Source organism: Amycolatopsis sp. CB00013, assembly GCF_001905755.1.
Classification (GTDB): domain Bacteria; phylum Actinomycetota; class Actinomycetes; order Mycobacteriales; family Pseudonocardiaceae; genus Amycolatopsis; species Amycolatopsis japonica.
Genome location: NZ_LIWC01000001.1, coordinates 921,954 through 935,292, shown reverse-complemented (window position 1 = coordinate 935,292; position 13,339 = coordinate 921,954). Strand labels below are relative to the sequence as shown.

General features: G+C 69.9%; 11 protein-coding genes. 7 read left to right on the top strand and 4 right to left on the bottom strand.

What is annotated here, in order from left to right; translation table 11 throughout:
• Nucleotides 1-226: 226 nt before the first annotated feature.
• Entirely contained in the window at nt 227-2,557 is a 2,331-nt protein-coding gene (locus AMK34_RS04165; RefSeq protein ID WP_073843023.1) for an immune inhibitor A domain-containing protein, read from the top strand.
• Between the two features lie 202 nt (nt 2,558-2,759).
• Here AMK34_RS04165 and AMK34_RS04160 read toward each other — a convergent pair whose 3' ends face one another.
• Nucleotides 2,760-3,008 (bottom strand): DUF1272 domain-containing protein, encoded by a 249-nt coding sequence (locus tag AMK34_RS04160; protein ID WP_073844551.1) that lies wholly within the window; start codon nt 3,006-3,008, stop codon nt 2,760-2,762.
• A gap of 252 nt (nt 3,009-3,260) precedes the next feature.
• On the opposite strand from AMK34_RS04160, the gene AMK34_RS04155 reads away from it, so the two are divergent.
• The 4 genes from AMK34_RS04155 to AMK34_RS04140 are packed head-to-tail and all read left to right on the top strand — an operon-like array spanning nt 3,261 to nt 7,614.
• Entirely contained in the window at nt 3,261-3,713 is a 453-nt protein-coding gene (locus AMK34_RS04155) for a (2Fe-2S)-binding protein (protein ID WP_241832736.1), read from the top strand.
• Nucleotides 3,713-4,690, top strand: a complete 978-nt coding sequence (locus AMK34_RS04150) for an FAD binding domain-containing protein (protein ID WP_073843021.1) — start codon at nt 3,713-3,715, stop codon at nt 4,688-4,690. Before AMK34_RS04155 ends, AMK34_RS04150 begins: the two co-directional genes overlap by 1 nt.
• Nucleotides 4,687-6,891 (top strand): xanthine dehydrogenase family protein molybdopterin-binding subunit, encoded by a 2,205-nt coding sequence (locus AMK34_RS04145; protein ID WP_073843018.1) that lies wholly within the window; start codon nt 4,687-4,689, stop codon nt 6,889-6,891. Before AMK34_RS04150 ends, AMK34_RS04145 begins: the two co-directional genes overlap by 4 nt.
• 27 nt (nt 6,892-6,918) lie before the next feature.
• On the top strand, nt 6,919-7,614 hold the full coding sequence (locus tag AMK34_RS04140; RefSeq protein ID WP_073843016.1) for an NIPSNAP family protein: 696 nt from the start codon (nt 6,919-6,921) through the stop codon (nt 7,612-7,614).
• Here the strand turns inward: AMK34_RS04140 and AMK34_RS04135 are convergent.
• Nucleotides 7,583-9,535 (bottom strand): AfsR/SARP family transcriptional regulator, encoded by a 1,953-nt coding sequence (locus AMK34_RS04135; protein ID WP_274534421.1) that lies wholly within the window; start codon nt 9,533-9,535, stop codon nt 7,583-7,585. The two genes, AMK34_RS04140 and AMK34_RS04135, sit on opposite strands and share 32 nt — an antisense overlap.
• Nucleotides 9,536-9,687: 152 nt before the next feature.
• Here AMK34_RS04135 and AMK34_RS04130 point away from each other — a divergent pair, with 152 nt between their 5' ends.
• Complete coding sequence (locus tag AMK34_RS04130) at nt 9,688-10,026, top strand: NIPSNAP family protein (RefSeq protein ID WP_073843012.1); 339 nt, start codon at nt 9,688-9,690, stop codon at nt 10,024-10,026.
• Here the strand turns inward: AMK34_RS04130 and AMK34_RS04125 are convergent.
• A complete protein-coding gene (locus AMK34_RS04125) occupies nt 10,016-11,374 on the bottom strand; it encodes a dipeptidase (protein ID WP_073843010.1) in 1,359 nt (452 codons plus the stop codon). The genes AMK34_RS04130 and AMK34_RS04125 overlap by 11 nt on opposite strands.
• 506 nt (nt 11,375-11,880) lie before the next feature.
• Here AMK34_RS04125 and AMK34_RS04120 point away from each other — a divergent pair.
• On the top strand, nt 11,881-12,408 hold the full coding sequence (locus AMK34_RS04120) for a VOC family protein (RefSeq protein ID WP_073843008.1): 528 nt from the start codon (nt 11,881-11,883) through the stop codon (nt 12,406-12,408).
• Here AMK34_RS04120 and AMK34_RS04115 read toward each other — a convergent pair.
• Nucleotides 12,301-13,332, bottom strand: coding sequence for an FAD-dependent oxidoreductase (locus tag AMK34_RS04115; RefSeq protein ID WP_083649730.1), 1,032 nt, complete (start codon nt 13,330-13,332; stop codon nt 12,301-12,303). The genes AMK34_RS04120 and AMK34_RS04115 overlap by 108 nt on opposite strands.
• Nucleotides 13,333-13,339 lie beyond the last annotated feature (7 nt).

Sequence of the window (13,339 nt, the reverse complement as noted above, 5' to 3'; positions counted from 1 at the left end):
CAGTCTCCTTGGATTCGACCGTTCAACTGCCGCTCCGGGTCCAGTTGAACGAAGGAGCCCGATGGTTCACGGGAACGGCTTGTGGCGCAAGGTGTTCTCTCCCTTGAACGCTGCCGGTCCGCGGTTGGCCGGGTTGGTCGTGAGTGGCGATTCGGGTTAGAACACGAATCGCCACTCACGACCGACCCGGCCGAATCGAGACCGGAACCTCCAGAGGTGATTTTCCTTGCTACGAAGACTTTGTGCCGGCCTGTGCGCCGTCGTCCTCGTCTCCGGCTTGACAGCCGACATCCCGGCCGCCACCGCGGCACCCGCGGTCGCGGTGACCGCCGAACCCCGTGGCGGGGACGACCTGCCCGGCCCCGGCGACGTCCAGCGCCGGAAACTGCGGCAGCAGGCCCTCGCAGAGGTGTTGAAGGGGAAGGAAGTCGCCGAACGACGCGGCGCGAGCACCGTCGCGAAGACGCGCCGCGGCGGTGTCGACGAGTACGTCGAGCTGGCGCGGGAATCGACCGACCGGATCTTCGTGGTGCTCGCCGAATTCGGCGACCAGCGGCATCCGTCCTACCCCGACGTCGACACCGACCCGGCCATTCCCGGCCCGGTTCGCTTCGACGGCCCGCGCCGCGACCAGATCCCCGAGCCCGACCGGCGCGTCGACAACACCACCATCTGGCAACCGGACTACGACCGCCGCCATTACCAGGACCTGTACTTCTCCACTGCTCCCGGCGACGACTCGGTCGCCAATTACTACCGGAAGCAGTCTTCCGGCCGGTTTTCGGTCGAGGGCATGGTCACCGACTGGACCACGGTGCCGTTCAACGAAGCCCGGTACGGACGGTCGAACGGTTTCCCGTGCGCGGGCGTCGTCTGCGCCAACGCCTTCGACCTGGTGACCGACGCCGCCAACGCCTGGTACGAGGGGCAACGCGCGGCCGGCCGGACACCGGAACAGATCCGGGCCCAGCTCGCCACCTTCGACGTCTGGGACCGTGACGACTTCGACCGGGACGGCGACTTCAACGAGCCGGACGGCTACCTCGACCACTTCCAGATCGTGCACGCCGGGGCTGATCAGGCCGATGGGGACCGGGTACACGGCGAGGACGCCATCTACAGCCATAGCGCCTACGCGTTCGCCAACACCACCACCGGCCCGCAGGGCAACCGGCGGGGCGGGACCCAGATCGGTGACAGCGGAATCTGGGTCGGCAACTACACCATCCAGCCGGAAAACGGCGGCATCAGCGTGTTCTGCCGCGAATTCGCGCACGACCTCGGGCTGCCCGATCTGTACGACACCAACGGCGGCGCCAACAACGTCAGCTGGTGGTCGCCGATGGCGCAGCAGCGCGTCTCCGGGCCCGGCGAGGTCATCGGCACGCGCATCAACGATCTGGACGCGTGGTCGAAACTCCAGCTCGGCTGGCTCGACTACGAGGTCGTGGTGGCGGGCCGGACCCGCACCCTCGAACTCGGCCCGCACGAATACAACTCGGCCAAGGCCCAAGGTGTCGTGGTCGTGCTGCCCGACAAGCAGAAGACGTTCCACTATGGACAGCCGTTCGCCGGGCCGAACCAGTGGTGGAGCACCAAGGGCAACAATCTGTCCACCACCATGACCCGGCCGATCGACCTGACGGGTAAGACGACGGCGTCGCTCAAACTGAAGGCCCGTTACGACATCCAACCGGATTTCGACTTCCTCTACACGCAGGTGTCGACCGACGGCGGCGTCACGTGGACCTCACTGGACGGAATCGCCGGTGACACACCGCTCCAGCGGGATTTCAGCGGTCAGCCGGGGTTGTCCAGCAGCTCGGGCGGGAACTGGGTGGACATGACAGTGTCGCTCGATGCCGTGGCGGGCAAGAAGGCCCTGGTCCGGTTCCAGTACCGCACCGACGGCGCTCTGGCGCGTAACGGGTTCTTCGCCGACGAGATCTCCATCGTCGCGGACGGCGCGCCGCTGCTGACCGACGGAGCGGAGAACGGCGCGAACGGCTGGCAGCTCGACGGTTTCCGGACCGCGGGCGCCACCGAGACCCGCTCGTTCGACAACTTCTACGTCGCGTCGAACCGTACCTACGAGTCTTATGGGCGGTATCTGCGTACGGGTCCCTACAACTTCGGGTTCCCGGACAAGCCCGCGTTCGTCGAGCACTTCCCGTATCAGACCGGGCTCGTGGTGTCCTATTGGGACACGTCCGAAAAGGACAACAACACCAGCGAGCATCTCGGCTCCGGGCTGATCCTCCCGATCGACGCGCATCCGGCGCCGATCTACAACATCGAGGGTGTGCCGTGGCGATCCCGGATCGCCGGCTACGACATGCCGTTCTCGCTCCGCAAAGCCGACTCGTTCACGCTTCACGTCAACGGAAAGCCCAGCTACATCCGCGGGCAGAACGCCGTGCCGCTGTTCGACGACACCGGGACGTTCCTGTTCCCCGAGCAGCCGAACGCCGGTGTGCTCCTGCCGGCCACCGGGACCACGATCCGGGTGCTTTCGCAGCACGGTACTTCGATGCGGATCCGGGTGGACCACAAGTAGCGAGCGTCTCGTGGGGCTGGTCCTTCACACCTTCCCAAGTACATGAAGGCCCCCTTCCTTGCGCTAGGCGCAAGGAAGGGGGCCTTCATGTACCGCCTAGAACCCTCGTGAGTACCCAGGACCAGAGCGCCTCGTGCAGTCCAACGGCCACCCACATTCCGTAGATACCTAAGACAGCCTTGGCCCTAACGACCCAAAACACTCACGAGGCCTGCGTGCAGGAAGCGTGCGCGTTGACCACTCGCCGCGCCGACGGCGGGTGACGTTCGAGCAGAGCGGCGGGCCGCACGGGACGCCGTACGAGTTCGCCCCCGCAGTTGGGGCACACGCCACCGAAGCGCTCTTCAGCGCAGCCAGGGCAAAAGGTGCACTCGAAGGTGCAGATCCGCGCGTCCACCGAAGGCGGCAGATCCCGATCGCAGCACTCGCAGTTCGGCCTGATCTCGAGCATGCCGCGGACTCTACCCGAGGCGCCTGCTCACCTGAGCGATGTCGGATCGGGAGGCGATCCACGAGACTCCATCCCCTGACCGCCGAGCAGGTTCTGGAGGGTTCAGTGAGCAGTGACGACTCGAACGAGGGCGGAATCTCCCGGCGCGGCTTCCTCGCGCGGACCGCGACCGCGTCCGCCGCGCTGGCCGTCGCCGGCCCGGACGCGGCGAGTGCGGAGCCGGACGGCCGGGCCGGCGACGGTCTCGTCGACGTGGAGTTGCGGGTCAACGAGCGCGTGGAGCGGCTGCGGCTCGATCCGCGGGTGACGTTGCTCGACACGGTACGCGACAGGCTCGGGTTGACCGGGACGAAGAAGGGCTGCGACCGCGGTCAGTGCGGGGCGTGCACGGTGCACGTCGACGGGCGGCGGGTGCTGGCCTGCCTCACGCTGGCGGGCTCGGTCACCGGCAGACGGGTCACCACCATCGAGGGGCTGGCGCGCGGCTCCGCGTTGCATCCGGTGCAGCAGGCGTTCCTCGACCACGACGGTTTCCAGTGCGGCTTCTGCACTTCCGGGCAGATCATGTCGGCGGTCGCCGTCCTGCGGGAAGGTCAGGCACGTTCGCCGGAGCAGATCCGTGAGCACATGTCCGGCAACATCTGCCGTTGCGGCGCGTACGGCCCCATCGTCGACGCGATCCGGGCCGTGGGAGCGGCGGACTGATGCGGCCCTACGACTTCACGGTCACCCGCGGCGTGGCCGAGGCGCTCGACCGCGGCGGCGCGCCGGGCGCGGCTTATCTCGCGGGCGGCACGACGCTGGTGGACCTCATGAAGCTCGAAGTAATGACACCGAGCCGGGTGGTCGACATCAACCGCCTGCCGCTGACCGGGGTGTGGACGGACCGGCACGGGCTGCACATCGCCGCGCTCGAGCGGATGAGCGACGTGGCCGCGCATCCGCTGGTGGGTGCGCGGTATCCCGTGCTCGCCGAGGCGCTGCTGGCCAGTGCCTCGCCTCAGCTGCGCAACATGGCCAGCATCGGCGGCAACCTGCTGCAGCGCAGCAGATGCGGCTACTTCCGGGACACCGCCACGCCGTGCAACAAACGAGCCCCCGGCTCCGGCTGCCCGGCGATCGCGGGCGCCAACCGCTCGCACGCCATCCTGGGCACCAGCGACTCCTGTGTGTCCACGCATCCGAGTGACCTCGCGGTGGCCCTAGTGGCGCTGGACGCTTCGGTGCGGCTCACCGGCCGGGGAGGATCACGCGACGTCCGGCTCGACGGGTTCTACCGGCTGCCCGGCACCACGCCGCATCTCGAGAACGACCTGCGGCCGGGCGAGCTGGTGACCGAGGTGACCGTGCCCCGGCTCGGCTGGGCCGATCGGTCTGCCTACGTCAAAGTGCGGGACAGGACCTCCTACGAGTTCGCGCTCGTGTCGGTCGCCGCCGCGGTGCTGGTCCGCGACGGCGTCGTGCGGGACGTGCGGCTCGCCGCGGGCGGGGTCGGCACCCGGCCGTGGCGGTTGACCGCGGTCGAGGACGCACTGCGCGGCAAGCCGTTGCGGCTCGAAGTCGTCGAGAAAGCCGCCGCGGCCACCGAAGGAGCCCGTCCGTTGGCCCACAACGCTTTCAAGGTGCCTCTGCTGAAACGCACGATCACCCGTGCCCTGATGAAGCTGGCGGACCGGCCATGAATTCGGTTTCCCGCGTCGAAGGACGGCTCAAGGTCACCGGGGCCGCCCGCTACTCCGCCGACTACCCGGTCGACGGCCTCACCAACGGCTACCTGGTGCTGAGCACGATCGGGCACGGCGCCATCCGCGGCATCGACACGACCGCCGCGCGCCGTTCCCCCGGCGTCCTCGCCGTGTACACGCACGCCGACCCGTTGCCGCTGTTCGGCGGGGCCGAATCCGGCATCGGCTACAACTGGCTTCCCTTGCGGGACGACCAGGTCCGCTACCACGGGCAGATCATCGGCCTGGTGGTCGCCGAAACCTTCGAGCAGGCTCGCGACGCCGCCGCGCTGGTCCGGGTGGACTACGCGAGTGTCCGGCCGCGTACGTCTCTGCAAGACGGGATCCCCGGCGCCACCCTGCCGGAGGACGTCAACGGCGAGCCGCCGCTGCTCGATCTGCTCGCCGACGGGGTCGCGTCCATCGACCAGGCCCTCGACGCGAGCGAAGTGGTCGTCACCGCCACCTACACCCAGCCGATCGAGTACCACAGCGCGATGGAACCCCACGCCGCCATCGCGGTCTGGCGCGACGGCTACCTCACCCTCTACTGCGGGGCGCAGGCCCCTCAGCTGGCCGCCGGGACGATCGCGGCGACGGTCGGCGTCGACCCTTCTCGTGTGCACCTGCTCAGCCCGCACGTCGGTGGCGGGTTCGGCAACAAGATCCTCACCTGGGGGCATCCCGTCCTCGCCGCCGCGGCGGCCAAGGCGCTCGGCCGTCCGGTCCGGATCGTGCTCACCAGGGAGCAGACCTTCGGCGTCACCGGCCACCGCTCGGCGATGTCCCAGACGGTCTCCCTCGGCGCCGACCGCGGCGGGCGTCTCGTCGCCGTCAAGCACGACGCCTACGCCGCCCTTTCGAGTGGCGGCGACGGGTACCTCTACGAAGCCGCGCCGCACACCACCTCGCGTTACTTCTACGCCTCCCCCAACATCCATGTCGGGCAACGGCTGGTGACGCTGGACGTCCCGCCCCAGACACCGATGCGGGCGCCCGGTCCGGAGGCCGGTTCGTTCGCGCTGGAAACCGCGATGGACGAACTGGCGATCCGGCTCGGCCTGGACCCGGTCGAGTTACGCCTGCGCAACTACGCCACCACCTACCCGGGACGCGGCGTGCCGTGGTCCGGCAAACATCTCGACGAGTGCTACCGCGTCGGCGCGGAGGCGTTCGGATGGTCCCGGCGGGCCCCGGTCCCGAGTGCGGTCGTCGACGGCGAATGGCTCGTCGGCACCGGGATGGCGACCGCCGCCTACCCGGCCGCGCGATACCGCACCACGGGCAAGGTCCGGCTGCAGGCCGACGGCACGGCGGTGGTGTCCACCGCGACCTCGGATCTCGGCACCGGGATGTGGACGGTGCTGGCGATGATCGGCGCCGACGCGCTCGGCATCCCGGTGAGCCGCGTCCGCTCCGCGCTCGGCGACTCCGCGCTGGCCGACAACCCCGGCGCGTTCGCCTCGGCGGGGACGGCGAGCTCGGGCCCGGCCGTCCACGCGGCCGCGCTGTCCGCGACACGTGCGCTGCTCGATCTCGCCGTGACGCACGAAAAATCCCCGTTCCACGGCATGGACCGGAATCAGGTGCGCTACGAACGCGGTGACGTCGTGGGCCCCAAGCGACGGATCGCTTTCGGCACCCTGCTCGGCATCACGGATCGCGCCGGGATCGACGCCACCGAAACCTCGGCGCTCGGGCCGGAACGGGAGCGGTTCGCCTTCACCTCGTTCGGTGCGCACTTCTGCGAGGTGGCGGTCAATCGCTGGACCGGGGAACCCCGCCTGCGCCGCGTGACGACGGTCATCGACGCCGGCACCATCGTCAACGAGAAGACCGCGCGGAGCCAGATCGTCGGCGGCGTCATCTTCGGCGTCGGCCAGGCCTTCCTCGAGAACACCCACGTCGAACCGGATACCGGCCGCATCGCCAACGCGAACCTCGCCGACTACGTCGTCCCGGTCGGCACCGACATCCCGCCGATCGACGTTCGCTTCCTCGAACATCCCGACACCGTCTTCAATCCCCTCGGTGTCCGCGGGATCGGCGAGCTGGGCACCGTCGGCATCGCCGCCGCCCTCGGCAACGCCGTTCACCACGCCACCGGACGGCGCGTCCGCGACCTCCCCATCACCCTCGACAAAATCCTCGACGCCTGACCGTCTGAATGCCTTAGGGTTCTTCGGGTGACGGACGTTATCGAGCTGCGGCAGTACACCCTTCGGCCGGGACAGCGCGAGGTGTTGATCGAGCTGTTCGACCGGGAGTTCGTCGAGACCCAGGAAGCCACCGGGATGCGTGTCCTCGGGCAGTTCCGCGACCTCGACCGCCCGGACCATTTCGTGTGGCTGCGGGGTTTCCCCGGCATGCCCGCGCGGTTCCAGGCCCTGACGAGCTTCTACACCGGTCCGACCTGGAAGGCCAACTCGGCGGCGGCCAACGCCACCATGATCGACACGGACGACGTACTGCTGCTGCGGCCGGTCCGCCAGGGTGTGTTGCCCGGCCTCGACCCGGCAGTCCGTGACACGCCCGCTTCGTCGGTGGTCACGGCCACGATCCACTATCTTCCTTCGTCGCCGGACGAAGAGTTCGTCCGGTTCTTCGACGAGACCGTTCTCCCCCTGCTGGCGAAGGCCGGCGCGACACCGCTCGCCTTGCTGCGGACGGAGTACGCGGAGAACGACTTCACCGGTCTGCCGGTTCGCACGGGTGAGCATGTGCTCGTCGTGCTCGCGTCGTTCCCCGGGCAGGACGCCTACGCCGAGCACACCGACCGGCTGGCCGCGCTCCCGGAGTGGCGGGACGACGTCGAGCCTCGCCTCCCTGACCGGATCGAGCGGCTGATGCTCACCCCCACCGACCGGTCGATGCTCCGCTGAGCTCCGAGGAGAGCCTGTTGACCAGGCCGGACAATTCGGTGCCCGATGCACGGGCGGCGAGCGCCCGCAAGGTCGGGCATTCCTCGCGATACCAAGCGAGGCCCGCCCCGCGGTTCTCCGCGAGCCGGGAAAGCTGATCGCGCACCGCGCCTTCGTAGTACCCGAGGACGCGGTGCGTCGCGGCGCGCTCCTCGTCCGCCGTGACGTACTCGCCGAGTGCGAACAGCCGCACGAGACCCGGCACCCGATACCGGTCCATCCGCAGCGTCTCGACGAGCCCGGCGTCGACGAGCCGCTCCGCGGCCGATTCGGCCGAGGCGACGGAAATGTCGAGCGCGGCGGCGAGCACGGCCGTCGAGACCACCGGCAGGTCCAGCACCCCGAGTCTGCCGAGGACGCGCGTCGGCAGCGGATCGCCGCAGTGCCGCAGCAAACGGACGCCGGCCCGCAGCGCGGCATGGACGCTGAGCCCGTCGCAGGTCAGCTGGTCCAACCGGCGCCCGGGATCGGCCAGCCTCGAAACGAACTCACCGACCGTCCACTCCGGACGCCGCGCGAGCCGGGTCGCGGCGGCCCGCAGGGCGAGCGGCAGATGGTCGCAGAGTCCGGCGAGCCGGACGGTGGCGGCGAGATCGGCGTCCACCCGGGCGGCGCCGGCGTAACGGCGGATCAGCGCCGTCGCGGCCGTCGCGGGGAGCCTGCCGAGACGAAGCAGCCCCGCCCCGTCCACCGCGGTGGAAGCCGGACGGCTCGTCAGGATCACCGCGCAGCCCGGCGCGGTGGGCAGCAGATGCCGGATTTGAGCGGAGTCGGCGACATCGTCGAGCACGAGGACCACCCGCCGATCGGCCAGTACGGTCCGCAGCAGCGCGCCCGCCCTTTCCTCCTCCGGCGGGATGTCCGCGGCCGGTACGCCCAGCGCGGCGAGCAGCCGCCCGACCGCGTCCACCGGTGACGCCGGACCGTGCGCCGCGGACGCTCCGAGCCCCAGATACACCTGACCGTCCGGAAAGGACCCGGTCATCCGGTGCGCGGCGTGCACCGCCAGCGCGGTCTTGCCGGTGCCCGCCATACCGTGCACCGCGCAGCGCTGCTCCCCGCTCGCCAACCGGCTGGTGATCCAGGCCAGCTCCCGCTCCCGGCCGATGAACGCGGGCACGTCAGGAGGAAGGGTGCGCGGCACGGCAGGCCGCAGGATCGCGGTCGCCGGGGTCGCGCGCCGCGGCGTCTCCAGCAGCAGCGGGTCGTCACGCAGGATCCGGCCCTGCAGCTCCCGCAGCGGTTTGCTCGGCTCGACACCGAGCTCCTCGACCAGCAGACCGCGCAGATCCCGGTACGCGCCAAGGGCTTCGGCCTGCTGGCCCGAGCGGTAGAGCGCGATCATCAGCTGCGCGTGCAGGCGTTCGCGCAGGGGGAACTGCGAGACCATCAGCTTCAGTTCGGGCAGCAGCGCCTCGTGTCCGCCGAGCCCGATCTCGGCCTCGATCCGCGCTTCCACCACGGCCAGGCGCGCTTCCTCCAGCCGCGCGGACTCGGCGAGGACGGACGGGACCATGGCCACGTCCGCCATCGGCGTCCCGCGCCACATCCCGAGCCCTTCGGTCAGCATGGCGACCGCCGCGGGCAGATCTCCTTCAGCGAGGCTCTTCCTTCCCGCCGTCACGAGACTTTCGTACTCGTCGACGTCGGTCGCGCCCGCGGGCAGCACGAGCCGGTAGCCGGGTGCTCTCGTGCTCAGCATCCGGCCTCCCGGATCGCCGAGGCCGTTGCGCAGCCGCCAGACGTAGCCCGCCAGCAGACCGGCCGCGCTCGGCGGTGGCCGCTCGCCCCACAGCTCCGCCATGAGCTGATCCGCCGAAACCACACGATTGGCGTTGATCAGCAGGACGGCCAGCAGTGCCCGTTGCTTCGGCGCACCGATCGAGGACCACTGCCCGCCGTCGAAGAATTCGAGCGGGCCGAGGAACCGGAACCTGGCCGGTGACGATGACTCGTTCGCTTCGCCGTTAATTGACGACCACCATTCTCCGGTGCTCTACTCGCCCTTCCGGAATACCGAGGGTGAGGTGCAGGATGGACAACGCTGAATCATGGTTGCTGGAGATCCGGCTGTTCAAGGTGAAGCCGGGAACCCGGGCGGAATTCGACCGGATCAGCCGGGAGGGCACCATTCCGCTGATGCGCAGCCTGGGGATCACGGTCCTCGCGCACGGCCCGTCCTTGAACAACGAAAACGGCTATTTCCTGCTGCGCGCCTTTCCGTCCGAGGAAGAGCGGGTCGAACGATCCCAATCGCTCTACACCACGGACGAATGGCTGGCGAAATACGACGGCCCGGTCTCGTCGATGATCGACGACTACGACACGTCGGTGTTCGCCGCGGGGCAGGACTTGGGCCCGCTCATCCGGTAGGGCGGCCCAGTCCGGCCAGCATGAGCGCCTCGGCGAGGCAGACCCGCGTGAACTCGCCGAGGTGCAGGCTCTCGTTCGGACCGTGTGCCCGGGTCTGCGGATCCTCGACGCCGGTCACTACGATCGTGGCGTCCGGGAACTCCGCCTGGAACGTCGAAACGGCCGGAATCGATCCGCCGACACCGATCTCGACCGGCGAAACCCCGTCCCATGCGGTACGCAACGCGGACCGGACCGTTCCATATCGTGGTCCGGTGGTGTCGATGACACACGGCGCACCGCCACCGTCCAGGGAGACCGAGATCGCGGCGCCCCAAGGACAGTAAGCCTCCAGATGCTCCCGGAGCGCGGCGAACGCCTTGACCGGATCGTCGCCGGGAGCCAGCCGGGCGCTGATCTTCGCCCTGGCCGCCGGGACCAGCGCGTTTCCCGACTCGAGGACCGACGGCGCGTCGACACCCAGGACCGACAGCGAAGGCCTGGTCCACAACCGATCCGCCAGCGAACCGGTGCCGGTGAACCGGACGCCGTCGACCATCCCCGCCTCGGCCCGCACTCGTTCGACGGGAAGCTCCACAGTGGACTCCGGCCCCACGGCGAGGCCCTCCACCGCGACGTCGCCGTCGTCCTCGTGCAGCGTCGCCAGCAACCGGACGAGTGTGGTGAGCGCGTCCGGCACGGCGCCGCCGAACATTCCACTGTGGACCGGGTCGCGCAGGGTGCGCACCTCGACCACGCAGTTGACGATCCCGCGCAGCGAAGTCGTCAGCGCGGGCACCCCGATGTCCCAGTTGGCCGAGTCGGCGATCACGACGACGTCGGCGAGAAGCCTGTCGTGATGCAGCCGGAGCAGCTCGGAAAGCGACGCTGAGCCGTACTCCTCCTCGCCTTCGACGAACACCACCACCCCGACCGGCAGGGCGTCGCCGAGCGCCCGTAGCGCCACGACATGCGCCATGAGCCCGGCTTTGTCGTCCGCGGCGCCCCGGCCGTAGAGCCGGCCGTCACACTCCACCGGCTCGAACGGGTCGCTGTCCCACAGCGCCTCGTCTCCCGGCGGCTGGACGTCGTGATGGGCGTAGAGCAGCACGGTCGGCGCGCCGGGTGGCGCGGGTTTGCGGCCGATGACGGCCGGTTGCCCGCCGGCCCGGACGACGCCGGTCTCCAGCCCGCAGCCGCGCAGCAACGTCGCCACCGCCTCCGCGGAACGGTCCACCTGCGCGTGGTCGAATTCGGGAAAGGCTATTCCGGGAATGCGGACCAGATTCTCAAGATCGGCCCGCGCCGGGGTCATTTCCCGTTCGACGGCCGTTCTCAATTCGGCCTCCGTCGGAAGATTGTTCTTCATGAATCGGATCGTACGGCGCGGCGGCCGGAAAAAGACCCGGTCAGCTGCACGGTGAATCGAACGCCGGGAGGCGGCGTCAGTAGGCGGCAGAGGCTCGCAGTGACGTTGTGACGGACGGGCGTCTGGCGTGCCCGAGAACAGCCAAGACGTCTACTGTCCACAAGAGACGCCAGTTCTCGTCAGAGTGTCCGCTCTGAGCGCTTCACTCGGGGTCGCGGGTGGGAGGCCTTCTTCTCTCTGGGGGCAGGAAGGGCATTCACAGGTTTCCGCCTGTCGAACGTGTCGCGAAAGCCACTTTCGGGACATCAGGCGTCGCGAGAGTGGCTTTCGCGACACGGGCGCCGGTGGCGAAGTGGCCGGCGCGGGCGAGTGGCCGGGGCGAAGGCTCCCTTCACCGCATTAGACGCGACGAAGGGAGCCTTCAGCCCACCACTGACCCGCCCGCGATCACGCCACTTTCGCCGTACCCCTCAACAGAACGCCGCAGGCGGCGTTAATCTCGGGCCATGTTGCTCGGTATCGACCACATCGGACTCGTCACCGAAGAACCCGCGGGGCTACTTCCCGCCATGGCCGCCCTCGGGATGTCCAAACTAGACAGTGGGTTCGCCACCACCTATCGGGTGGCGTGCGAGTTCTGGCAGCCGCCCGGACCCGGCGGCCGCCCCCTGATCGAGCTGGTCTCCCCGGCCGGGCCTGGTTCGGCGCTCGACGGCCACCTGGCCAGATCCGGCCCCGGTCTGCACCACATCGCCTTCGAGGTCGATCACCTCGAACCGGAGCTGGACCGTCTGCGCGACGCGGGGTTCACCCCGGTCGACCGCGAACCCTGCGCCGGCGCGCGGCCGGGCATGTTGGTCGCCTTCACCTACCTGGCCCGGCCCGCCGGTCTGCTGGTGGAACTGGTCCAGTACCGGGATGGCGGCTCATCGGAGCAACGCGGTGGCCGCCACCCGGCTCGCCGCGACCACGGTCTTCGCCGCACCGCCCGATCCGCCGGTGAAGGTGAACACCCCGGGCACGACCTCGCGTAGTTCGAGGCCGGGCGGATCGTGATAGCAGTCGGACGACACGGTCGTCCGATGTGGACAGTGCTCGGCGAGCGGATGCCCGAGCAAGCGACGGGCCTCGTTCGCGACCCGGTCGACGAGCGCGACGTCCGGCCGCGGACCGGCCGGGTCGACGTCCCACCGGTCGCCGGGCAGACCGAGCAGGAATCCCGCGTCGCCCGCCGGGCGGCCCCACATGCCGGTGCCCTCCCACACGAACGTGCCGAGCCCCGCGGGCCCTCCTTCGTAGACGGTGTACTGGATCTGTTTGACGCGCAGCCCGCCGGCAGGCAGCCCGCTCGCCGCCAGCAGGGCGGGCGTCCACGGACCGGCGGCCACCACGACCGCGTCGTAACCCGCGGTCGCGCCGTCGGCCAACCGCAACGCCGGAGCCGGGTCCACGGTCGCCACCGGCATCCGCCGGACCGTGGCGCCGCGGTCGGTGAGCCAGCCCAGCACGGCGTCCCGCAGCCCGGCGGGCGACACGAATCCCGCGTGCCGTTCGACCACCGCGGTCACCCCGGAAGGCAGGCCACGGAACGGATACCGGGCGGCCAGTTCGGGCGCGATGAGCAAGGTCGCCGAACCGGGCAGCGCTTCCTCGATCACCCGGACCGGGTCGCCGAGCCCGTCCCCGGAGAGCGCCAGGTACACCGAGCCGACCTCCCGGTAGTCCGACGCCGCCCGCAACGCCGGGTTGGCGCGCAGTTCGGCGAGACCGGTCGCGGCCAGCCGTCCGGCGGGTGCCAGCCGCTCGAAGCCGCGGACCAGCCCGCCGGACGCGCTCGTCGCGTCGCCGTCGTTTGACCGGGCGGTGTACACGTCGATCGTGCTGCGCGGCGCAGCCTGGCGCAGCCGCCAGGCGAGCAGCGCGCCCGCGACGCCGCCGCCGACGATTCCCACCCGCACGGTGACC

Coding starts and splice junctions, on each gene's coding strand:
- AMK34_RS04120 (WP_073843008.1), top strand. CDS start 11,881: ATGTTGCTCGGTATCGACCACATCGGACTCGTCACCGAAGAACCCGCG.
- AMK34_RS04160 (WP_073844551.1), bottom strand. CDS start 3,008: ATGCTCGAGATCAGGCCGAACTGCGAGTGCTGCGATCGGGATCTGCCG.
- AMK34_RS04125 (WP_073843010.1), bottom strand. CDS start 11,374: ATGAAGAACAATCTTCCGACGGAGGCCGAATTGAGAACGGCCGTCGAA.
- AMK34_RS04150 (WP_073843021.1), top strand. CDS start 3,713: ATGCGGCCCTACGACTTCACGGTCACCCGCGGCGTGGCCGAGGCGCTC.
- AMK34_RS04130 (WP_073843012.1), top strand. CDS start 9,688: ATGGACAACGCTGAATCATGGTTGCTGGAGATCCGGCTGTTCAAGGTG.
- AMK34_RS04145 (WP_073843018.1), top strand. CDS start 4,687: ATGAATTCGGTTTCCCGCGTCGAAGGACGGCTCAAGGTCACCGGGGCC.